Source organism: Ruegeria sp. D7 (genome assembly GCF_056534355.1).
In genome coordinates this window covers 17,020-37,872 of record NZ_JBQFPG010000006.1, presented here as the reverse complement: position 1 = coordinate 37,872, position 20,853 = coordinate 17,020, and the positions used below count along the sequence as shown (strand labels likewise).

General features: G+C 55.1%; 20 protein-coding genes and 1 riboswitch. Of the genes, 15 read left to right on the top strand and 5 right to left on the bottom strand.

Features of this window, described 5'->3' with window-relative positions:
* Positions 1–19 precede the first annotated feature (19 nt).
* Both ACRZ9U_RS10520 and ACRZ9U_RS10515 read right to left on the bottom strand, forming a co-directional pair.
* Positions 20–1,150 carry a glycosyltransferase family 61 protein gene (locus ACRZ9U_RS10520; protein WP_170407509.1) on the bottom strand — a complete coding sequence of 377 codons (1,131 nt, stop codon included), beginning with the start codon at positions 1,148–1,150 and terminating at the stop codon, positions 20–22.
* Between the two features lie 522 nt (positions 1,151–1,672).
* Positions 1,673–2,431: a glycosyltransferase family 32 protein gene (locus ACRZ9U_RS10515; RefSeq protein ID WP_480901748.1), complete on the bottom strand. Its 759-nt coding sequence runs from the start codon at positions 2,429–2,431 to the stop codon at positions 1,673–1,675.
* Between the two features lie 588 nt (positions 2,432–3,019).
* Between ACRZ9U_RS10515 and ACRZ9U_RS10510 the strand changes: the two genes are divergently transcribed.
* The 13 genes from ACRZ9U_RS10510 to ACRZ9U_RS10450 all read left to right on the top strand — a co-directional run bounded on the left by ACRZ9U_RS10510 (position 3,020) and on the right by ACRZ9U_RS10450 (position 13,428).
* The gene (locus ACRZ9U_RS10510) at positions 3,020–4,015 is read left to right on the top strand and encodes a glycosyltransferase family 2 protein (protein ID WP_170407502.1); all 996 of its coding nucleotides are present in this window, start codon (positions 3,020–3,022) and stop codon (positions 4,013–4,015) included.
* Between the two features lie 72 nt (positions 4,016–4,087).
* A complete protein-coding gene (locus tag ACRZ9U_RS10505; protein WP_170407497.1) occupies positions 4,088–4,783 on the top strand; it encodes an FkbM family methyltransferase in 696 nt (231 codons plus the stop codon).
* A 396-nt stretch (positions 4,784–5,179) separates the two neighbouring features.
* Positions 5,180–5,280, top strand: a riboswitch (TPP riboswitch).
* 79 nt (positions 5,281–5,359) lie between these two features.
* On the top strand, positions 5,360–6,148 hold the full coding sequence (gene thiD, locus ACRZ9U_RS10500; RefSeq protein WP_170407494.1) for a bifunctional hydroxymethylpyrimidine kinase/phosphomethylpyrimidine kinase: 789 nt from the start codon (positions 5,360–5,362) through the stop codon (positions 6,146–6,148).
* Entirely contained in the window at positions 6,145–7,173 is a 1,029-nt protein-coding gene (locus tag ACRZ9U_RS10495) for an FAD-dependent oxidoreductase (protein WP_170407491.1), read from the top strand. The genes thiD and ACRZ9U_RS10495 overlap by 4 nt, the downstream gene beginning before the upstream one ends.
* Positions 7,170–7,367: a sulfur carrier protein ThiS gene (gene thiS, locus ACRZ9U_RS10490; RefSeq protein WP_170407488.1), complete on the top strand. Its 198-nt coding sequence runs from the start codon at positions 7,170–7,172 to the stop codon at positions 7,365–7,367. Before ACRZ9U_RS10495 ends, thiS begins: the two co-directional genes overlap by 4 nt.
* A 1-nt stretch (position 7,368) precedes the next feature.
* On the top strand, positions 7,369–8,139 hold the full coding sequence (locus ACRZ9U_RS10485; RefSeq protein ID WP_170407484.1) for a thiazole synthase: 771 nt from the start codon (positions 7,369–7,371) through the stop codon (positions 8,137–8,139).
* Complete coding sequence (locus tag ACRZ9U_RS10480) at positions 8,136–8,732, top strand: thiamine phosphate synthase (RefSeq protein WP_170407481.1); 597 nt, start codon at positions 8,136–8,138, stop codon at positions 8,730–8,732. Before ACRZ9U_RS10485 ends, ACRZ9U_RS10480 begins: the two co-directional genes overlap by 4 nt.
* The gene (locus ACRZ9U_RS10475; protein WP_170407477.1) at positions 8,729–9,697 is read left to right on the top strand and encodes a HesA/MoeB/ThiF family protein; all 969 of its coding nucleotides are present in this window, start codon (positions 8,729–8,731) and stop codon (positions 9,695–9,697) included. The genes ACRZ9U_RS10480 and ACRZ9U_RS10475 overlap by 4 nt, the downstream gene beginning before the upstream one ends.
* A gap of 42 nt (positions 9,698–9,739) precedes the next feature.
* Entirely contained in the window at positions 9,740–10,648 is a 909-nt protein-coding gene (locus ACRZ9U_RS10470) for an ABC transporter substrate-binding protein (protein ID WP_480886679.1), read from the top strand.
* Positions 10,645–11,316, top strand: a complete 672-nt coding sequence (tenA, locus tag ACRZ9U_RS10465; RefSeq protein ID WP_170407472.1) for a thiaminase II — start codon at positions 10,645–10,647, stop codon at positions 11,314–11,316. The genes ACRZ9U_RS10470 and tenA overlap by 4 nt, the downstream gene beginning before the upstream one ends.
* A complete protein-coding gene (locus tag ACRZ9U_RS10460; protein ID WP_170407469.1) occupies positions 11,313–12,038 on the top strand; it encodes an ABC transporter ATP-binding protein in 726 nt (241 codons plus the stop codon). The genes tenA and ACRZ9U_RS10460 overlap by 4 nt, the downstream gene beginning before the upstream one ends.
* Positions 12,035–12,688, top strand: coding sequence for a TenA family protein (locus ACRZ9U_RS10455; RefSeq protein WP_170407465.1), 654 nt, complete (start codon positions 12,035–12,037; stop codon positions 12,686–12,688). The genes ACRZ9U_RS10460 and ACRZ9U_RS10455 overlap by 4 nt, the downstream gene beginning before the upstream one ends.
* On the top strand, positions 12,685–13,428 hold the full coding sequence (locus tag ACRZ9U_RS10450) for an ABC transporter permease (protein WP_170407462.1): 744 nt from the start codon (positions 12,685–12,687) through the stop codon (positions 13,426–13,428). Before ACRZ9U_RS10455 ends, ACRZ9U_RS10450 begins: the two co-directional genes overlap by 4 nt.
* Positions 13,429–13,686: 258 nt before the next feature.
* Here ACRZ9U_RS10450 and ACRZ9U_RS10445 read toward each other — a convergent pair whose 3' ends face one another.
* The 3 genes from ACRZ9U_RS10445 to ACRZ9U_RS10435 all read right to left on the bottom strand — a co-directional run bounded on the left by ACRZ9U_RS10445 (position 13,687) and on the right by ACRZ9U_RS10435 (position 17,205).
* Positions 13,687–14,643 (bottom strand): glycosyltransferase family 2 protein, encoded by a 957-nt coding sequence (locus tag ACRZ9U_RS10445; RefSeq protein WP_480886554.1) that lies wholly within the window; start codon positions 14,641–14,643, stop codon positions 13,687–13,689.
* A complete protein-coding gene (locus ACRZ9U_RS10440; protein ID WP_480886556.1) occupies positions 14,606–16,354 on the bottom strand; it encodes an ABC transporter ATP-binding protein in 1,749 nt (582 codons plus the stop codon). The genes ACRZ9U_RS10445 and ACRZ9U_RS10440 overlap by 38 nt, the downstream gene beginning before the upstream one ends.
* A gap of 137 nt (positions 16,355–16,491) precedes the next feature.
* A complete protein-coding gene (locus ACRZ9U_RS10435) occupies positions 16,492–17,205 on the bottom strand; it encodes a DnaA N-terminal domain-containing protein (RefSeq protein WP_480886558.1) in 714 nt (237 codons plus the stop codon).
* A 440-nt stretch (positions 17,206–17,645) separates the two neighbouring features.
* Here ACRZ9U_RS10435 and ACRZ9U_RS10430 point away from each other — a divergent pair, with 440 nt between their 5' ends.
* The gene (locus ACRZ9U_RS10430) at positions 17,646–18,953 is read left to right on the top strand and encodes an AAA family ATPase (RefSeq protein ID WP_170407451.1); all 1,308 of its coding nucleotides are present in this window, start codon (positions 17,646–17,648) and stop codon (positions 18,951–18,953) included.
* The gene (locus ACRZ9U_RS10425) at positions 18,950–20,056 is read left to right on the top strand and encodes a ParB N-terminal domain-containing protein (protein WP_170407449.1); all 1,107 of its coding nucleotides are present in this window, start codon (positions 18,950–18,952) and stop codon (positions 20,054–20,056) included. The genes ACRZ9U_RS10430 and ACRZ9U_RS10425 overlap by 4 nt, the downstream gene beginning before the upstream one ends.
* The last annotated feature ends 797 nt before the right edge of the window (positions 20,057–20,853 follow it).

The window sequence follows — 20,853 nt, the reverse complement described above, 5'->3', positions numbered from 1 at the left end:
ATATCCAGGATTAGCTGCATTAGTCAGCGGGCTCTTGATGGATGGGAACCAGCTGGTCGCCAAGGGCTTTTTCCAGTTTTCGGATGGTTCGCCGCCGCTGCCGCCAGAACATTTCTTCCCAGGCCAGATCAGGTGAGACAAATCCTGCATCGGCAAGCACTTTATGCAATCTGGACATGTCAAGCTCTCCAAGTGAATGGCGGTTGGGGCGACCGCGCGATGCCAATACCCAATCGGTGCGAATGGCATTGGCGACCAAAGGCTCTTGCCCGCAAAAGGCCGCTAGCTGAGCTGAGATATTGTGATGCACCGAAGAAGTGCGGCGCGGGATCATTGCAACCTGCTGATCTGGACGGCCTACCAGAGCAAAAAGATGCAGTGCCGACCCGTCTAGTGCAACGATCTGACGGGCGGCTTTGTAACGTGCGATCTGCTTTTCCATCGGGTGTTGTTCCGGATAGAAAATCTCGTACCCGTTCTGGCGCAAATTCTCTTCGAGAAACTCTTCTCCGATAACGCCACCCCGCCGTATTCCAAGACCTGCGCGCGAGATATAAAGCCGCTCCGGCCCATCAGGGGGAACGTCGGCGCCAAAATTTTGATGGATCAAGGCACGATATTCAGGCGTTCCCGCCACAATCGGGCCCAGCCCAAACCCCTGACCGGGCACATGCAGATGTTCTATCTGAGTTGGCTCGGTCACCACTTTGATTGGAAGATCAATACCCAGAAGCTTAAAAAAATTATGCTGCATGGGGCGTGTTTCATCCCCATTGGCGGGTCGCTTGGGGGTAAAGAGGACCCCATCAATATCCTTCGCGATTGCCGGCAGCGGCCAAAGACGTGCGGTGCTTTCAGCTAGGAAATGACCAAAGTGTACCCATAACAGCCCGGCATAAAGCCAGCGACCCGACAATTGCGGCAAAGGGTCTGTTGGCGATATCGGCTGGGTGGTCATGGCACGCTTTCCCCGCCAAAGCGCCCCATGCGCGCAGTATTCCCGGTCTTCAGTCAGAACACCGGCTTCCTGCACCGTATCGGAGACTGCGGGCGGAACCACAATGGCCCGCTCAAGCGCAACAAGTTCGCGTGACCATCCTTGATCAGGCTGAGGAGGTTGGTTCAGATCATTATCGTTAAGCGTAGACATCTTTGTTCACACCCGGTCAGAGCGACCGGGTCGACAAAGACATGCTTCTAGTCGGTCTTCTGCTGTTAGAAGCCGGGATAGATGATCGGTGAATATCCTTGTGATCTGCAACCAGCGTCTTTGACATTCGACTATCCGATAAACTGGGCCCCAGATTAGTCCGAGACCCGCGTTCGGGCTTCTTATCATTCGGCCCTATACTCCTTAGCATCCTAATATGGCCGGACCTGCATCGCTGCAAGCAATCGTAGTGAAATTTCTACGCTAGAAAAAGTAAAGGCTCTATCCGCAGAAGGACAATCGAATATGTTGACAGTGTCGCAGTTTATCATCCTTGCCTGAAGCGACCGCCACTACTTTGATTGCCAAGTTATTGTCCGTTGTACTCAATGCAATGGCCGGTTGGGCAACCGTCCGCCAAACAACTTGGCACTACGGTATTTGCAGATGACACCTAGTGTTATTGATTGCGATCGTCCGAAACTTGGACACAGACTGGCGCTTCTGACTTGCCCGGACACTTTAATCTTGGTCAACAGACTTCAGCACATCCTGTGGCATCGCCTTAGAGGGATCGATGTCATGTTTCTTGCATAGCTTGGCGACTTGGCTGTTCGGATGCGGCAAAGGAAACCCACCATCCATATTGTATTTCTTGCGCATGCTTGAGCCGCCAATGTGATGAACCCCCAACGCGTTTTCATCGAGCGATATGCGGGAAAACCGCGGCCGGAAATAATTCAAGCGCATGGCCGTAGGTTCTTGGGAATAGAATGACTCGGGTGGCAGGGCGTGTTTAACTTCACCGTTTTTGCCCAGAAAATACGAGATAGCCTGAGGCCCGAACGTATAAAATGGCAGCTGCGACAGGTTTTCCAATGGTACCGAGAAAGAGCCGTCTTCATTGGACTTGCCGATGGAAACATCAATATTTTTTTTCCACGGCCAGTCATTGGGGATCACGATCTCAGACCCGTTCATAAAGTCATGCATACCCTGCAATGTTGGAGAACTGTGCGGCAGCCGGAGAGCCGCATTGTTAAAATAGCGTTTCTCTTTTGCGAAAATATACGGAATGTCGGGGATCGGCTGCATACACAGCATATCGCAATCCATCCAGATTTCGTCGGATTCCCGAAGCATGTTGATCCTGAAAAAATCCGACAACGGGGCATAAGCGCTGTTTCGCTTTTCGTTTCGCCATATTTTCAGGTGGTCAGGCAAGAAAATACGTGCATCCGCATTTTCAACGCCCGGTGGTGTGTTCGTGATTTCTTTCAAAGAGTACAACTTGACCTTATGGCCGTGATCCACAAAGCTTTTGAGGCAGAGTTGCTCGAAAAAAGTCAGACTGGATCCATGCCAAAACGATGAAATTACTGGAGAAATATCCATGCTGGATCGATGCCCGTTATGTTCTTCACTTGCTCCGCATTAGCATGGCTCCGGTATTCGATCCACTGGTTTAATGATCCCGATTCAACCGCAATTGTGATGGTGACCCAACCGTCCAATATGAACTGTCTGTAGCGCAGGTCCGTTAGTCAGAATTCTCGCACCTTTGTGTTTCGCGAAAAAGAACGAGCGGTAACGATCAAACTTTAGGGGCTCGCAATAAGCAGAAATTGTTTGGTTACCTCAACTTTGGTCCAATTTTCTCAGTCCTCCCCGACAAAGGTCGCAAGATCACCCAAACTGTCTTAAATCGGATCGTCCAATAAGACCTCAGGATGCTCTTGCTTAAGGCGGAAAATTCACCGATCAAGGTTGCCACAAATCCAGACTTACTGGGCAATAGAGGAAGCCGGTGACTCTAAAGACGTGCGATCAACGAATTTGGCCCTTCCCAAACACGGGACTCCTTTGAAGATGGCCACCTGGGGTGTCGTTACCATGGTCAAAGAGCCGCCAGAGCTGGTGGCTATATTTGCTTCCTATTATGCGTCACTCGGCGCGCAAGAGATCTTTATCTTTCTGGATGGTGATGATCCGAAAGCGCGGCAACTTCTGGCTCAGATACCGAACTGTCGCGTTGAAGTGATGGATGACACGTTTTTTCGAAGAAACTGGGACTGTGCTTATCCAGAAAACAGTTTCAGACGCCAAAGGCTGATAGCGACAAAAGCCTATCGAGAAGCAAAAGTCGATTGGATGCTTTTCCTCGATGCGGATGAGTATCTGCAAGCCGATGATTTTGCACAAGAGCTTGCTGACCTGCCCTCGGATGTTGATACGATTTCAATTCCTAATGGCGAGCGTGTGTTTTCAACCGAGAACAACACACCCGGACTTTTTGGTGGTCTTATGCTGAAGCCTAAGCACACCCGCGGCTATGTCGCCCGAAGCTTATTCGGAGAAGAAAGACTCAAGTACAGCGACAGAGGATTTTGTGCGCATCGTTTCGGAAAAAGCGCCACCCGAACGGGGAAGAACATCAAGTTAGGTGTTCATGCGCCACAGCGGTGGAGAGGCAACATCAAGCGACATGTTTCTCAGCAATCGGTCATTTGTCACTTTGACGGACTGACCGAAATTCACTGGATGCTCAAATTGCTGAGATATCATGATATGGGAACATATGAATCACCTAAGGGCAGCAATGATTTCCGCTATGAACAAGTCCAATTCCTGAAAAATTCATCTTCTTTGAATGCTGTTCAAGAGCTTCATGACATTATCCGAAAATACGACAAGGACACCGAAGAAAGACTAAGGGGTCATGGTCTTCTCGATGATGTGCAGGTCCGCCCTTTCCGGGGTTTGGATTCCTATTATCCTGACCACGAGTTTGACTTGTCGGTTGAGTGGTTCAACGATGTTCTGAAGACGAATATGTCGGACCTCTATGCGAGATTACCGACATGATGTTTGATGCAAATAGTCTGACCTTATGCAAAACATGCTCTACCGACCGCTCATCCTTGGAATGGAGCAAGAATGACCGAAACGAACCCTGATGTTGCGATCCAGTACCGTGGATTGAAGATACCTTCATCGCCATTTCTGGACGAAACGATTATAAATCTGATCGAGCAGGACAATTATGAAAGCTGGGAAATGGATGGCGCTTTGAGCGTCGTTCAACCTGAGGATCGTATTCTGGAAATGGGCGCCGGGCTGGGTATCGTGAGTGGTGTTGTCGCGCTCGAGAACAAACCAGAGGCTATTCTCAGTTTTGAAGCCAATCCAAATCTAATTCCACACATCCGACGTTTACATGCCCTAAATGGGCTTTCAGACCGGATCGAAGTCCGGAATGCGATACTAAGCGCCAATCCAAAGGATCCCGACTCTATTCCGTTTCATATTGACGCTTCATATCTAGGGTCTTCAGTTTTTGATAATGAAGGTGAATCAACAACATCAGTGCGCGTAGCTAAAGCGGACTTCGAAGCGGTGAAACGAGAGTTCGCTCCGACGGTTCTTGTGATGGATATTGAGGGGGCGGAACTGGATTTCTTGAGGAATGCGGACCTGTCGGGCATTCGAGCCATTGTTATTGAATTCCATCGCCTCATTTATGGGCACAAAGGTGTCCGGGCCTGTAAAAGGATTCTTTCGAACGCGGGTTTTCTACGGCTGGACGATTTGTCCTGGAGGGTTGTTTGGACCTGCACACGAGATCTTGGCTGAACCGCGTCATTGAGACGAGCATTTTCGAACTATGCGAATTGGCCAAGGCAGTTGAGCGCCCTGAAATGAAACGTTTAGCCGACTTGTGACCTGAATTTGCCCATAGCAATTTATTCGTTGCAACTATGTGCATCTGCGGACGGGAACTTGTGACAGGACCTCAAAGAACTGTTTCTGCCTTCAATCTCGGATCGCGGGGCTGGGTCAACGACCACGATGTCGGCGCTGGGTGTCCCTGTCTTATTGTGCCGTTTTCCGGTCATAGCATCTGGAAACACCACCATTTTGCGACACCGGCGACACCCCGAGTTAACTGCAAAGCTCAAAGCGAAGCCGCACCCATCATACGGTGTGCAACAAAACTGTTGACGAGACCTGATCTCATCAATAATCGGTAACCATCTGTTGGGGTGCCCCTCGGGGCTGAGATGCAGACATGCAAACCCATTGAACCTGACCCGGTTAGGACCGGCGGAGGAAACAGGCATACCGGGCGCCCCGTGTCACAACTCGTGTCACAACGCAGGCTACGGGTCTTTCCACGCACATCCTGACCATGACAATGAGGGATGTGCCATGGTTGCGACAGCATTGACGATTGCCGGTTCCGACAGCGGGGGCGGCGCGGGAATTCAGGCAGATCTTAAATCCTTCGGCGCAATGGGCGTGTTCGGTTGCAGCGTGGTGACCGCGATAACCGCGCAGAATACCTGTGACGTGACCGCAGTACATCCGGTACCCGACAATGTGGTCGCGGCTCAGATCAAGGCGGTCCTAGACGACATCCGCATAGACGCCATCAAGATCGGAATGCTGGGTACGCCATTATTGGTCGAAACAGTGGCCCGTGCATTGGAAGGTTTTTCCGGACCTGTCGTCCTCGACCCCGTCATGGTGGCGAAATCCGGGGTCGCCCTGCTTGAAGATCAAGCGATTGCCGCGCTGAAGCAGTATCTTCTGCCGCGCGCTGACCTGCTGACACCAAACCTGCCCGAGGCGGACAAGCTGCTGGGACAAACCCATAAGGGCGACAGTGCCGGACTGGTTGCGCCGTTGCTGGCGCTAGGTCCTAAGGCAGTTCTGATCAAGGGCGGCCATGCCGATGGCATTGATTGCCTTGATGTGCTGGCAAAGTCAGGGTTCGTTGTCACGCTGGGGGCACCGCGGATCGCGACCCGCAACACGCATGGTACTGGCTGCAGTTATTCCGCAGCAATTGCGGGCTGCCTTGCGCGCGGCATGGATCTTGAGACTGCGGTGCGGCGGGCGCATGGCTGGCTGCACGCTGCAATAAAACGTGCCGACGGGTTGGAGATTGGACAAGGCCATGGCCCGGTACATCATTTTCACGAGATGTGGGCATGAGCGCTGTCACCATTCTGGGTGCCGGGGTTGCCGGGCTTTGCGTTGCAGCCGAGCTGGTGTCACGCGGTGTTTCCGTACGGATGATCGACCCGGCAGGTCCCGTGAATACGCATTCCTGCAGCTGGTGGGCCGGGGGCATGTTGGCACCGGAATGCGAGGGCGCAGTCACCGAACAGCCCGTTGTGGAACACGGGCGCAAAGCAGCGGATTGGTGGCAAAAGCAGGGGGCGCAGTTCGGTCTGGATGTGACCCGGAACGGTACCTTGGTTGTCGCTCTGGGCCGGGATCAGAGCGAGCTGACGACGTTTGCACGGCGCGCCGAAGGCGTGGAATGGCTGGACCGCGAGGGCATCGCGCTCCACGAGCCGCATCTGGCCGAGCAATTCGGCAAGGTGTTGTTCATCGCGAATGAAGCGCATCTCAATCCCCGCCCGATGTTGACCGGGTTGCATGCACACCTGGTGGCTTCGGGCGTTGAGTTTCTGACTGCAGGCGAAACGCTGGGTCAGGTCATCGACTGCCGTGGTCTCGCCGCGCAGGATCGGCTGAGCGATTTGCGCGGGGTAAAGGGTGAGATGCTCATCGTGCGCTGCCCGGACGTGTCGCTATCGCGTCCCGTGCGGCTGCTGCATCCTCGTTTCCCGCTCTACATCGTACCGCGCGGCGATGGCGTATTCATGTTGGGCGCAACCCAGATCGAAAGTGGGCAGCGCAGCCGCGCAAGCCTGCGATCCGTGATGGAACTAATGAATGCGGCCTACGCGTTGCATCCAGCCTTTGGTGAAGCCGAGCTGCTGGAAATCGGAGTCGATGCCCGCCCGGCCTTTGCGGACAATCAGCCACGCATCCGCCATTTCGACGATCGCATCATGGTGAACGGGCTGTACCGCCATGGCTATCTGCTTGCTCCGGCGTTGGCAGGGATGGTGGCAGATCTGGTGACCTGCGGCACGCAGCCCGCGCTTTGGTACGAGAACTGCCAAAACACGAAAATCGCACACAAAACACCGGGGAGAACCACATGAAACTGATGGTGAATGGTGAGGCCGTCGAGGCCAAAGGCCCCAGCCTTGCCGATCTTCTGGTCGAACTAGGCAAAGGCAATGACAAACTGGCCACGGCGGTGAACGAGGTGTTCGTTCCGGCATCAACACGTGCGGCGCAAGTGCTTTCCGATGGGGACCGGATCGAGCTGGTTTCGCCGCGGCAGGGGGGCTGACATGCCGGAATTCTACGGCAAGGAAATAGCGTCGCGCCTGATGTTGGGCACCGCGCAGTATCCGTCGCCCGCAGTGCTCGCCGATGCGTTTCGACGTTCGGGCGCAGGCATTGCCACGGTGTCGCTGCGTCGCGAGGCGGGTGGTGAAAGGGCCGGGCAGGATTTCTGGTCTCTGATCCGTGATTTGGGTGTCGCGGTGTTGCCCAATACCGCCGGGTGCCACTCGGTACGCGAAGCGGTCACCACGGCGCAGATGGCGCGCGAACTGTTTGAGACTAACTGGATCAAGCTTGAAGTGATCGGCCATGCCGACACGCTGCAACCCGACCCGTTCGGCCTTGCAGAGGCGGCGCGCATTCTCGCCGACGAAGGGTTCGACGTCTTCCCCTATTGCACTGAAGACTTGGTGCTGTGTGAGAAACTGATCGAGGCTGGCTGTCGTGTGTTGATGCCTTGGGGGGCGCCGATCGGCACCGGACTGGGGCTGAACAACCTTTACGGCCTTCGCTCGGTACGGGCTCATTTTCCCGAGGTGCCTCTTGTGGTTGATGCAGGGCTGGGCCTGCCATCACAGGCGGCACAGGCCATCGAAATCGGCTATGATGCGGTGCTGCTGAACACGGCGGTCGCTAAGGCAGGTGATCCGGCGGCGATGGCCCAAGCGTTTGCCCGCGCGGTTGAAGCCGGTGCCTTGGCCTTCGGTGCCGATGCTATGGAACCGCGCGACATGGCCGCGCCCTCAACACCTGTTTTCGGAAAGGCCATGCTGTGACGCTGCCGTCGTTCTACCCGATATTCGATGACATCTCATGGCTGCGCCGAATGCTGCCGCTCGGAGTGCGGTTGGTGCAGCTGCGCATCAAGGAACATCCCCTGGATGCGGTGCGCGCGCAGTTGGCGGAGGCGCGGGATTTGTGCCGCGACCACAGCGCGCTGTTGGTGGTCAATGACTATTGGCAACTGGCGATTGAGCTTGGCTGCGACTGGGTGCATCTGGGGCAGGAAGATCTGGATACCGCTGATGTTGATGCAATCCAGGCTGCTGGATTGAAACTTGGCGTCTCAACCCATGACGAAGCAGAGCTTAAGCGTGCGCTGGCTTTGCGGCCTGACTATGTGGCGCTTGGGCCGGTGTATCCGACCATCCTCAAGAAGATGAAGTGGCACCAGCAGGGTGTTGAAAAGCTGACCGACTGGAAGGCGCGGATCGGACCTATTCCGCTTGTGGCGATAGGTGGCATGTCGGTCGAGCGCGCGCCGGGTGCGTTCGCCGCCGGGGCCGACATCGTGTCCGCCGTGACCGACATCACCTTGAAGGACGACCCAGAAGCCCGTGTACGCGAGTGGCTAAGGATCTGCCCATGAGCCGCTATGCACGCCAGATTGCTGTACCTGGCTTTGGCGCATCGGGGCAGGAAAACCTGCGCACCGGGCATGTACTGGTGATTGGCGCAGGAGGGCTTGCCGCACCAGTGCTGCAATATCTGGTCGGGGCCGGTGTGGGACGTATCCGTTTGGTTGATAATGATATGATCAGCCTGTCGAACCTGCACCGCCAAACGCTGTTCCGTGAACGCGACATAGGGCAATCCAAAGTGCAGGTGGCAGCACGTGAAATGATGGCGCTAAATGATGAGGTGCGGATCGAACCGGTCGAAACCCGCTTTGATCCGGCCAATGCCCCGCAACTTTGTCAGGGTGTTGATCTGGTGCTAGATTGCGCCGACAGTTTTGCCGCCAGCTATGTGGCCTCGGATGTTTGCCTTGCTGCCGATCTGCCGCTGATCAGCGCCAGCGTTGTGGGCTCGGAGGGCTATGTCGGGGGCTTCTGCCACAAGGCTCCGGGTCTGCGCGCGCTGTTCCCGGATCTGCCTGCAAGGCTGGGTTCCTGCGACGCCGATGGCGTGCTTGGCCCGACGGTGGGTGTGATCGGTAGTCTGCAAGCGCAGATCGCGGTTGCGGTGCTGAGCGGGGACCTTACGCCAATGGGGCGTCTGGTGACCTATGACGCCACCAGCATGCGCTTTGGCGGTTTTCGCTTTGACGGCGCACCGGATCCTATACCTGAGCCGGATTTCATAGCGCGCGAAATGCTTCGGGCCGACGATCTGGTAATCGACCTGCGCGCTGCAGATGAACCCGGCCCGGAGCTGGCTGGTGCTCAGCGCCTCAGTGTCGATGAAATCGATCCGCGTGACCCCCTTTTGCAAAACAACAGACGCCTCATCCTTGCCTGCCGTTCCGGTCTTCGGGCCTGGCAGGCGGCGATGCGGATTTCCACGAAAAACGGGCCCGAAATCAAGCTTCTGGCCCTAGGTGACAACAACTGAAACGAGGAAACCGAATTGAAACATTTTCTGACCATAGCGGCGATGCTGATGGCTACACCGGCGTTGGCACAAGACAAGATGACTCTGCTGCTGGATTGGTTCGTAAACCCTGATCACGGTCCGATCATCGTAGCGCAGCAAAAAGGTTATTTCGCAGACCAGAATCTTGAGGTCGAGATTGTGCCGCCTGCTGATCCCTCGGCCCCACCGAAACTGGTGGCCGCTGGGCAGGGTGACATCGCCGTGAGCTATCAACCAAACCAGCACCTCCAGGTAGCCGAAGGTCTGCCGCTGATGCGCGTCGGCACGTTAGTGGCGACACCTCTCAGCTGCCTTTTGACGCTGAAGGACGGCCCAATCCAGGAAATCAGCCAGCTCAAAGGTGGTAAGATCGGGTTCTCGGTTGCCGGCGTCGAAGAAGCGGTGCTGGGTGCCATGCTGGGCAAGCATGGGGTCGCGCTGGACGAGATCGAGATGATCAACGTCAACTTCTCGCTCAGCCCCTCGGTCATGTCCGGGCAGGTCGACGCGGTGATCGGTGCCTATCGCAATTTTGAGCTGAACCAGATGGAAATCGAAGGTGTCGAAGGCCGATGCTTCTATGTCGAAGAAGAAGGCGTGCCGACATATGACGAGTTGATTTACGTCGCCAACCCCGAGCTGATGGACAAGGACAAGGTGCGCCGCTTCCTGCGCGCCACCGAGCTGGCCACGCAATACATCGTCAACAACCCGGATGAAAGCTGGGAGATTTTCAAAAGCTACGCGGAAGAGCTGGACGACGAGCTGAATGCAAAGGCTTGGGTCGACACCCTACCCCGCTTTGCCTTGCGTCCTGAGGCGCTGGACGAAGGCCGCTACATCCGCTTCGAGGAATTTCTGGCCAAAAGCGGCTTGGTCGAGGGCACCCGCCCGGTATCGAAAATCGCGGTCGATCTGGGGGCACAATGAACTACGGTACCTCATTTGAGGCGTGGCGAGCGGCGGCCGGGGAAACCTGGCCTGCCTATACCCGCCACGCATTCGTGCGGGGCATGGGTGATGGAACCCTCCCGCGCGCAGCGTTTCTGCACTATCTCAAGCAGGATTATGTCTTTCTGATCCATTTCGCCCGCGCTTGGGCGCTGGTGGTGACCAAGGCTGAGACCGTCGCGGATATGCGCCTCGCCGCGGGGACCGTGAATGCACTGATCAATGACGAGCTTGCCCTGCATATCGGCATCTGTGCCAAGGCTGGGATTTCCGAGGAAGAACTTATTGCAACGCAAGAGCGTCAGGCTAATCTTGCCTATACACGCTATGTGCTGGATGCCGGGCATTCAGGGGATATGCTTGATCTGCTGGCCACACTGGCCCCCTGCGTCATGGGCTATGGTGTGATCGGGGCGGAGCTTTCGGTGGCAAAGACCTCAGAAACCTATGCCGATTGGATCAACACTTATGGCGGGGAAGATTACCAACAGGTCTGCTGCGATGTTGGCGCGCTGATCGATGGCGTGGTAGCGCGGCGCATCGGGGATGACCCGCAAAACTGCCCACGTTGGGCAAATCTTTGCGACCGCTTCCACAAGGCGACCGAGCTTGAGGTCGGCTTTTGGGGCATGGCATCGCAGCCATGAGCCCGGCCCCCGCCCTGTATCTGCGCGGATCACTGTCGATTGGCGACACATCCATCGCGCGCGGCATTGATCTGCGACTTGATGCAGGGCGTTGGACCTGTCTTCTGGGGGCCAGTGGTGTGGGCAAATCTACAGTGCTCAAGCTGCTGGCCGGACTGGGAGACCATGTTTCTTTGGACGGTGAAATCTGGGCCTCGGACTGTGGCGCGCTGGCCGGGCGGGTGGCCCTAATGGCGCAGAGTGATTTGTTGCTGCCTTGGCTATCAGCGCTCGACAATGTGGCAATAGGGGCACGATTGCGCGGCGAGACGCTTGACCGGGATCGAGCCGAGCACGTGCTGGAGCAAGTTGGGCTAGGCGCGCATCTAGACAAGAAACCGGGAGAGCTCTCCGGTGGGCAGAGACAGCGCGTGGCCTTGGCCCGAACCCTGATGGAAGACCGCCCCATTGTGCTGCTGGACGAACCTTTTTCCGCCCTTGATGCCCTGACTCGGGTGCATATGCAGGACCTCACCGCACAGCTGCTGAAGGGACGTACGGTGCTGCTTATCACCCATGACCCGGCCGAAGTGGCGCGGCTGGGGCAGAACATCATGATCATGACGCGCGACGGGCTGCACCCGGTCGAAACTCCAATGGGCAGCATCCCGCGCCCTGTTGATGATCCGGGCGTGCTGGGCATCCAGGCCGCGCTGCTTCAACAACTCAGGACGAACAGATGAGCGCAAGCGAAACTCTCAGGGCGCTGAACCAGGACGACTGGACAGCGGCCACGACACATGACTTTACCAATGCGCTGGCAACCGGAATGCTCGATCACGACAAAATGGCTGGCTATTTACAGCAGGATTACCTTTTCGTGGAAGGCTTTGTGCGGCTGCTGGCCTCAGCAGTGGCGCATGCACCCAACCTCGCCGATGCTGTGCCGGGCGCACAGTTTCTAGGTCAGATCTGCGGGCCGGAGAACACCTATTTTTTGCGTGCATTCAACGCGCTGGATGTGCCGCAGGCAAGCGAAGCCGCACCCGAAACACTGGCGTTTCAAGCCCTGATGGACGAGGCTCGTGCATCAGGGCGTTATGAGCGGATGCTGGCGGTCTTGGTCGTCGCGGAATGGGTCTATCTGGATTGGGCTAGCCCGGTCGAAAACCGCGCCGATAATCTGCCGTTCTGGCTGGGTGAATGGATCACCCTGCACTCCGGCGACGGGTTCGAAAGTGTGGTGGCCTATCTGCGTGAGCAATTGGATGCGATCTGGCCGACCCTTTCGGACCAGGCGCAGGCCGAGGTTGCCGCCACCTTCGAAAAAGCCGTGGCCCTAGAGCGCGCCTTTTTCGATGCCGCATGGGCAGGATTCCCGGTTGCCCGATGACAGGTTGGCCTGCAGGAATCGCTGCAGCCGCAGTGGCAGTGTCGCTTTGGCAACTGGTGGTCTGGGCCACCGGCTTGCCGCGTTTTATCTTGCCCCCGCCAGCGTTGGTTTCCGAAACCATTTGGAACAGCCGCAACCTTCTGCTGGAACATGGACTGGTCACCGCGACCGAAGTGCTGATCGGGCTGGCCCTTGGCGCAGTGCTGGGCGGGCTGTCGGCCATCGGCCTTGCCGCCTCACCGCTAGCACGCGCGCTGGTGCGACCAATTTTGGTGTTTTCCCAGACCATCCCCGTCTTTGCCCTCGCACCGATTCTGACCCTGTGGCTTGGCTTCGGGCTCGAGGCCAAAATCGCCATGGCGCTGCTGATCATTTATTTCCCAGTTACTTCGTCTTTCTTTGATGCACTGATGCGCAGTAATCGCGACTGGCTGGATCTGGCTCGGGTCATGGGGGCGTCACCTGCCCGAGTAATGTGGCACATCCGTATTCCATCTGCTCTGCCCGGATTTGCCAGCGGCCTGCGTCTGGCTGCCGTCTATGCCCCGATCGGTGCCGTCATCGGTGAATGGGTCGGAGCGTCGCGTGGGCTGGGATATCTGATGTTGCTGGCCAATGGCCGTGCCAAAACCGACCTGATGTTCGCCGCGCTAATCGTGTTGGCGCTACTTACCATCATCCTGCACGCAACAGTCAATGCCCTGTGCAATCGGTACCTGGATCAGCGTGATCAGATATGAACAAAGTACTGAACATCAATATACACGAACGCGGAGATCGACTTTAATCGTGCCACCAGCTGTGATGAAAGAGCTCAAAGCTAGAGTACATTGATTTCCAGAGCGCCATGTTAAACAAAGCTAATTGGTCGAGCGGCGAACGCAGAGTGTGCCGCAGTCACTTGTCCAAGAGTCCTACCGTAAGGATCAACTTGAATTAAGCCGAACCAGAACGCGTAGCGTCATGGTCTGAAGGTGGTTTATTTTTGCCAGTGGCCACTACTTCCGCTGGTCAGGCCTCTGCATCCAGAGAAGTCGAATGGTTTCCGTAATTTTTGCAACGCGGATCACATAGTGAACGCCCCACACACCAAAAGCCTGTTTGGTTGACAGATCCTGATTCCTCAGGAGATTTTTTAACGTCTTGAAGGAAGGGATCAATTTCTGCAAAGGCGGGATGTAATTAACGATGCCGCGCTTGGCATTGCGGCGCAGCCTAGCCCCCTCAATACGACGGGCTTTGGTGATGTGATCCCCAAGACTGTCGCGCGCCGGGTGACGGACGATGGCGTCTTCGGCAAACACAATCGCTTCGCCCGCAGATTGTGCACGATCATTCCATTCCATGTCCCCACCGGACAACACCGTGTCGTTGAACCGACCGATGCGATCCATAAGCTCCCGCCGAACGATCAGATTGGCCGTAACCGCGCGCCCACGTTCCACCCATTTTTTTTGCTCTAATCCCAAATGAACATCATAGAGTTCGGTCGTCTTCCAATCCTGCCCGTTCGGGATCAGCACAACATTGCCGCCAAAGCGATTAACCTCGGGGTGGTCTTCGGCTATTTTCAACCCGGCCTCTAGATAGAGCGGGTCAGGCTGACAATCGGAGTCGGTGAAAAACAGCAGCTCCGAGGCGGCTTCTTCGATTCCCCGGTTGCGCGCTGCGTATGAGCCGGGTTTTGTCTCACTTAGAATGCGGGCGTTTGCGGGCAGGCGAAACCCGTCGGGCATGGGGTCGGTCGGGTCATTGTTGACTGCAAGTATCTCGAACTGGTTTGTGTTCAGTGTCTGAGAGGCTAGCCCATCCAGACAAAGCTGCAATTGGTCCCAGCTTTGATAGGTCGGGATGATCACTGACGCGCTCAGGGACGAACGCGCCGGTGTAATGTCAGGCCGTTGGATCACGTCGGGATCATTCGGCATTGACGGCGTTCGAGTACTGATGGTCATATAGGGTTTTGAATGGCCCCGGTTTCTTCAGCAACTGTTGGGCGCTGCCCTGCTCAAGAACTTCACCAGCCTCAATCACCACGATCTTGTCCGCATGCATGATGGTTGAAAGCCTGTGAGCCACGATGATTGTCGTACGCCCTTCGGTCAGGCGGCCCAAGGCTTCCTGAACCAGATGTTCCGACCGCGAGTCCAGCGCACTAGTTGGTTCGTCCAGCAGCAGGATCGGGCTGTCGCGCAGAAGCGCGCGCGCAATCGCAAGGCGCTGTTTTTGACCACCGGACAGGAAGGCACCATTTTCACCAACCAGAGTGTCAAAGCCTTTCTCAAGCGACATGATGAAGTCATAGGCATTCGCGGCCTTGGCAGCTTCGATCACGTCGTCTTGCGAGGCACCCTCACGGCCAAAACGGATGTTGTCGGCGATTGAGGCCGAAAACAGAAACGTCTCTTGCCCGACGAACGACATGTTCTGGCGCAGTGATTTGAACGAGGCGTACTTGATATCCTGACCATCGATCGATACCGAACCACTGCTCGGGTCATAAAGGCGCAGGGCCAAATTCAAAATGGTCGACTTGCCGCCGCCGGACAGACCAACCAGAGCGGTGGTCTTGCCAGCTTCGAACGTCAACGAAAGCCCTTTCAGGATCGGATCGCGACGACGGTAGCCGAAAGTGACGGCGTCGAACACCACCTCTCGCGGACCATCAGGCAGGCTTTTGGGATTGGCCTCTTCCGGCAGAGTTTCAGGCTCGTCCAACATATTGAACAACATCTGCACCCGGCGCAGACCCAGTTCCATCTTCACCCGCACCTTCGTCAGACGCTTCGCGGGCTCATAGGCCATCATCACAGCGGTCACGAACGACATCAGTTCACCCGGAGTAGACGCTGCAGCGCCAAACAGCTTACCAGCGCTCAACCCGATGACCGAGGCAATTGCAAACCCGGCCAGAATATCGGTCAGCGGGCTTGTCGCTGCCTGCAAACGCGCAAGCTTATTGCGCCGCTTCTCGACGCTTTTCACGGCCGAGTTCATCTTATTGGCCATGCGCTCTTCCAACCCGAAAGTCTTAACCACGCGAATGCCAGACGAGGTTTCCTGAATGACTTTCATGATCGCGCCCATCGATTGCAGTTCCATATCTGCAATCTCGCGAATCTTTCTGAGCAGTAACCTGATCCCTAAAACCGCCAACGGGCCGACGATCAGGGTAAAAAGGGATAATATGGGTTGCTGATAGAACATAACAGCCAGCAGACCGATCAGGGTCAGCATATCGCGAACTGCCGTGGTCACCATTATCTCGATCACCGTGCGCGCTGCCTGGGCCGTTTGTGTCACCTTCAACAACAAATCCGAGCTTTCTGTCAGGTTGAAGAATGAAACACCCTGCCGCAAAAGCTTATCGTAAAGCTTGATCTGTTGTTTCGAGACAATCCGGTTCCCGGCACGCGTAAGGGCCACAATCTGGACGTAGGTTGCAATGCCTTTGACCAGGAAAATCGTGAACACGGTCATCGAAACGCCAAAAATCTTAGCTGAGTTTTCACTGTCAAACAGCGAATCCACCACATCACGCATGATAAAGGCGATACCTGCTGTGGTTGCCGCAACAAATACCATCGCGATGATCGCGATGGTATAAGGGACCACTTGCTCGCGCATATTCTCGGAGAGCAGTCGCCACAGGACAGAATCACTCAATATGGCCGCAAATTTTGATTTGATCTTTTGCAATGCACATGTCCACTGTGATCAGGATCGAGCTATGTCACATCTGACGCGCTCATAAACAGTTTCCGCTAGATAGTCGCCTGTTGCCAGTTGAGCAAGCCCGCGTCCTATTCTGCCGCTTCAATGCGAATTGTTCGAACCGAAGGGTCTGCACGCGAATAAGCGGCCAAAACCCTGCCCGACCATTTCTGTGCAATGTAATCCGCCATAAAACGCGTTGGCGCAATCAGAGTCGCCAGGCCCCCTGCCCTTTCGGCTTCGTTCAGATGCTTGAACCAACTGGACCAAAGTTCTGGGTCACGCTCATGTAGGATCGATTGAACCTGTGCCCAAACGTCTTCACCCTGTGGCGGCGGGATCGATGGCTTTGACTGAAATGGTACAACATTGGTATCGCGCTCTGGCTTCTGCTGCATTCGTTCCTGGAAATCCGTTCCGATCACGGGCCAGGCTTCCATTGTGTCCAGCATGATCTGCTTGAGGTCGAGTTCATAAACCGCAACCCGACCCCGAGCGGCGGGTCGTTTGACCGCAATCCAGCCTGCGCTGCGCAGCTTAGCCATCTCACGTTTAACCGTGCGTTCGTTCACGGACCACAACCGAGCGATCTCTTCCCGGCCAATCGACAGTTCATTGGAGCGCCAGTTATAGCGCGTGGTAATTAATGTCATGATGCGTAGAACACTGCGATGACGATGCTTGTCACCTGATAAGGCGTGAACGGCGAGCGCCGACAAGATATCGTACTTCAGTGCAGGCGCATTTCGCCCGACCGGTTTCGCAACCTGCATCCGTTTCCTCACCGCTCTTTTTTGCCTCATGCGGGTTGATCCCGCCGTAATCGCGCCGTTTCCCAACGCTTTTCGTGATTGTTCACTGATTAGCGTCCAATACTTCGATTCTGTCAAGAGTTCGTTGAGATCACGCTATTTGATAGGTGCTATTCGCTATCAAAAAATAAAAGAAATAGGTGAATCTATGGTGATGGGGGACACACTGGGTGTCCCCTTATGGAGCAATAATGTCCCCCTATATACCGTATTTGCTTGAGTTGTGTCCCCCTAAATCCGGTAGGATATCCGAAGTCAGGACGATTGCAGAGAGCAGCAGCGTCCCGAATCGGTCAGCACTAGATACGGCCATATTTTCTTACCCGTGGGTAACATCACAACCTTACAATAATTTCTTTTGCCAAATATGCAAATCAGGCGTAAATAACAAAAGAGAGAAAAATAACGTCCAGAAGAATGAGAACTGAGGCATGTACACGCACGAAGACCTGAATGCATTGCGCACCCAGTCCCTGAAATTGCAGGGCTGGATTCGCCAGCAGACTTTCAGCCCTGAGATGGAGAAGACGCTAAGGCGGTTCTCAAGCTGGGAGGTGTCCGAGCTGATCTTTAAGGTGAACCAATCGACTTTCCGAGGAAAGCTGGCTGCCGATCCTTCATTGCCGGGAGGCGAGGTCGAGCCTGATGGGCGGCAGCGTTGGTTTAGTCTGGAAGAGGTAAATGAGCTCAGGCGGCGGCTTAAGGTTAATCGCAAAGCGCTCACTCCCCCACGCCCTGCGGGCAAGCGGGCGGTTCGGGCCGCTGTTGCCAATTTCAAAGGGGGGGCTGGCAAGTCGACCGTGGCGTTGCATCTTGCGCATGCCGCTGCTCTGGACGGCTACCGAGTATTAGTGGTGGATTTTGACCCTCAGGCGACGCTCAGCCATTCGATGGGTCTGACCGATGTCGCTGAAGATTTCACCGTCTGGGGTATCATGGCGCGGGATCTGATCCGTGAAACCGAGCGCATGAATAACCGCCCTGCGGCTGCGGAGTCAGGAACCGCCCTGCCCCGCCGAGAATTACCACCTTCTATAACGGATATAGGCCTCGGCGAACTGCGCATTTCTGATTTTATCAAGCAGACCTCATGGTCAACGATTGATGCGATCCCTTCTTGCGCCAACGCTGCTTTCGTCGAATTCGCATCAGCACAATATCGGCACCTGAATCCTGAGTGGTCATTTTTCGCAGCTGTGTCCCGCTATCTGGATCAGGTACCGAATGATGCTTATGACCTGATCCTGTTCGATTGCCCGCCTGCGATAGGATACCAATCGATGAATGCGGTGTTCGCCGCAGACATGTTGTATATCCCGTCGGGGCCTGGATACTGGGAATACGATTCAACCACCTCATTCATTGGCCAGTTGGCCGAGGCCCTCGAAGATCTGGCCTATGGTTTCGACAAGACCTTACCCACGGGTAAGATTGGTTTACCCAAGACATTCTGCGAAATTCGGTTTTTGCTTACACGCTATGAACCGGGGAATGCACTGCACACAGCGATGTATGACGCATTCCGCAAAGTCTTTGGTCAGCACCTCGCCGAGCACCCGGTCGAGATGACGCGTGCGGTCGAGCAATCTGGTCGGTTCCTGAGTTCAGTTTATGAGATGGATTACCGTGAGATGACGAGGGAAACCTGGCGTCGCGCGCGTTCGACATTTGATAATGTTTATGATGAATTCCGGGGCGTCATGCTATCGGCCTGGGACAAGCTGGAGGATGACGTATGAGCCGAAAACGCAGAATGTTCGATATCGATATGCCAGCGATGGAAGAAATCCCGGTTGGCAAGGTTCCGGATAAAGCGCTTGAGAAAAGGCGCGGACCGATGGCCACTGCAATCTCCGAGAACGCTAATGCGCTACGCGACCAGCAAACTACCGAAGATGCAATCAGAGTCGAAAATGACAGGTTAGCGCACGAGCTTGTACGACTACGTTCAGAAGGGTATGTTACTGAACAGATCGCATTGGCGGATGTTGTTACCGAGCGCCTGACGCGCGACCGCAAGCCTGGCCCTGATCCTGAGTTGGATGAGTTGAAGGCTTCTATTCAGGATGTGGGTCTTTCGAACCCGATCCGGGTCGAGCGTCGCAACGATGGACGCTTTGAGTTAATTCAAGGAATGCGCAGATTATCGGCATTTCGCGCATTACTTGAGGAAACTGGCGACGCGCGATTTGCGACGATTCCGGCCGGTGTTTCTGACGTTGCAGAGCTGGATGATAGCTATCGTCGCATGGTCGATGAAAACCTGATCCGAAAGGATATCTCGTTTGCGGAAATGGGCGCGCTTGCGCGTGCCTATGCGGAAGACCCCGCCAATGATTGTCCGGATGTCGACAAAGCGGTTTCAACCTTGTTCAAATCTGCAAGCTATACCAAGCGCAGCTATATTCGGGCGTTTGCGAGTTTGCTGGCCATGTTGGAAAAGGCTCTTATGCACCCAAACGATATTCCACGGAATGTGGGTGTTGAGCTCAAACGAAAGCTCGACTCTGATCCCGGATTGATCCGACAAGTAAGTACGGCTTTGGTGAGTGAACCAAATCGCGACAGCGTGCGCGAAGTGGCCATTCTTCGCGATTTTCTCACAATCGAAAATGCGACCGCCGCCAAGCCAAAGGCTGAAGCCGTTGGTAAACCACGCCGCGCGAAGACAACGTTTCAGGTAAGGGGCAGGGCAGGGATTGCAAAATGTTCTGCATCCAGCGGAAGGATCGAACTTCGCTATGATCTCGATTTTACCCGTGTCGATAGGGCGAAATTAGAACGTGCTGTGGCCACTTTGATCGAGGATCTGCGAGAAGAAGACGATCTTACCCACGGGTAAGACGGGCTTAGCGAGATAGATCCGAAGCGCGGCGCTGGTTAATCTCAGCGACGTTTTTTTGCACAAACAGTCCATTCGTATAATACGGTACCTTGGGAGACCATCTAAACGCTTAGCTTTTACCGCCCGGCCTCAAATTCTTGTTTTGTAGTTCGGGCAGGTACGTTCCGAGCAGAGTTGACGAATACAAGTTCGGGCCATCAGTAGAAGGTTTCTTAACGTATTGATATGGAACTAGGGCAGATAATCTACAATTTATGTAGTTAGTCGCGGCTGAACAGATATACAGTTTTCGCGGCAGGGCAGGGACGACGCGATCGCTTCTATCTTCGAGCGCCCCGGCACTACATTTCATCGGGAAGACCAACATAGCGTACCGAAACATATTCGAGGCGCGTGAGCATATAACGGATTGGCCGTGAGCACCTATCAATGATGGATATGATCGTGCTGTGGCTTGCCAAAGAAAAGGCGGCGATGGGTTGAATGATTGACCGAGTAGAAGGTCATTTGGGCGTAGTGTGCAAAATACTTTAATAAGTATTATTAAGAGCTGTATCGGTCTGTCTACTTTAATGCGAAGGGCACCCATCTTGCCGGCTTGGGGGCCTGCTGAATCGTGACTTAAGGACAGGCTTTGTCAAAGCTTGCAAAAAAATAACGACTCTTCTCAGTATTGAAACGCCCGAAGCAACTAGGAAGATGTTCGGTAACCTGATCCGATACTACAAATACCGGATTAATCGCGCGAGAAGCGCCTATAAGACTATTTACTGGCCTGATAGATAATCAGTATA

Excerpts from the sequence above, each read along its gene's own strand:
- ACRZ9U_RS10520 (WP_170407509.1), bottom strand. The coding sequence starts at position 1,150 with ATGTCTACGCTTAACGATAATGATCTGAACCAACCTCCTCAGCCTGAT.
- ACRZ9U_RS10510 (WP_170407502.1), top strand. The coding sequence starts at position 3,020 with ATGGCCACCTGGGGTGTCGTTACCATGGTCAAAGAGCCGCCAGAGCTG.
- ACRZ9U_RS10505 (WP_170407497.1), top strand. The coding sequence starts at position 4,088 with ATGACCGAAACGAACCCTGATGTTGCGATCCAGTACCGTGGATTGAAG.
- thiD (WP_170407494.1), top strand. The coding sequence starts at position 5,360 with ATGGTTGCGACAGCATTGACGATTGCCGGTTCCGACAGCGGGGGCGGC.
- ACRZ9U_RS10495 (WP_170407491.1), top strand. The coding sequence starts at position 6,145 with ATGAGCGCTGTCACCATTCTGGGTGCCGGGGTTGCCGGGCTTTGCGTT.
- thiS (WP_170407488.1), top strand. The coding sequence starts at position 7,170 with ATGAAACTGATGGTGAATGGTGAGGCCGTCGAGGCCAAAGGCCCCAGC.
- ACRZ9U_RS10485 (WP_170407484.1), top strand. The coding sequence starts at position 7,369 with ATGCCGGAATTCTACGGCAAGGAAATAGCGTCGCGCCTGATGTTGGGC.
- ACRZ9U_RS10475 (WP_170407477.1), top strand. The coding sequence starts at position 8,729 with ATGAGCCGCTATGCACGCCAGATTGCTGTACCTGGCTTTGGCGCATCG.
- ACRZ9U_RS10470 (WP_480886679.1), top strand. The coding sequence starts at position 9,740 with ATGCTGATGGCTACACCGGCGTTGGCACAAGACAAGATGACTCTGCTG.
- tenA (WP_170407472.1), top strand. The coding sequence starts at position 10,645 with ATGAACTACGGTACCTCATTTGAGGCGTGGCGAGCGGCGGCCGGGGAA.
- ACRZ9U_RS10460 (WP_170407469.1), top strand. The coding sequence starts at position 11,313 with ATGAGCCCGGCCCCCGCCCTGTATCTGCGCGGATCACTGTCGATTGGC.
- ACRZ9U_RS10455 (WP_170407465.1), top strand. The coding sequence starts at position 12,035 with ATGAGCGCAAGCGAAACTCTCAGGGCGCTGAACCAGGACGACTGGACA.
- ACRZ9U_RS10450 (WP_170407462.1), top strand. The coding sequence starts at position 12,685 with ATGACAGGTTGGCCTGCAGGAATCGCTGCAGCCGCAGTGGCAGTGTCG.
- ACRZ9U_RS10445 (WP_480886554.1), bottom strand. The coding sequence starts at position 14,643 with ATGACCATCAGTACTCGAACGCCGTCAATGCCGAATGATCCCGACGTG.
- ACRZ9U_RS10435 (WP_480886558.1), bottom strand. The coding sequence starts at position 17,205 with ATGAGGCAAAAAAGAGCGGTGAGGAAACGGATGCAGGTTGCGAAACCG.
- ACRZ9U_RS10430 (WP_170407451.1), top strand. The coding sequence starts at position 17,646 with ATGTACACGCACGAAGACCTGAATGCATTGCGCACCCAGTCCCTGAAA.
- ACRZ9U_RS10425 (WP_170407449.1), top strand. The coding sequence starts at position 18,950 with ATGAGCCGAAAACGCAGAATGTTCGATATCGATATGCCAGCGATGGAA.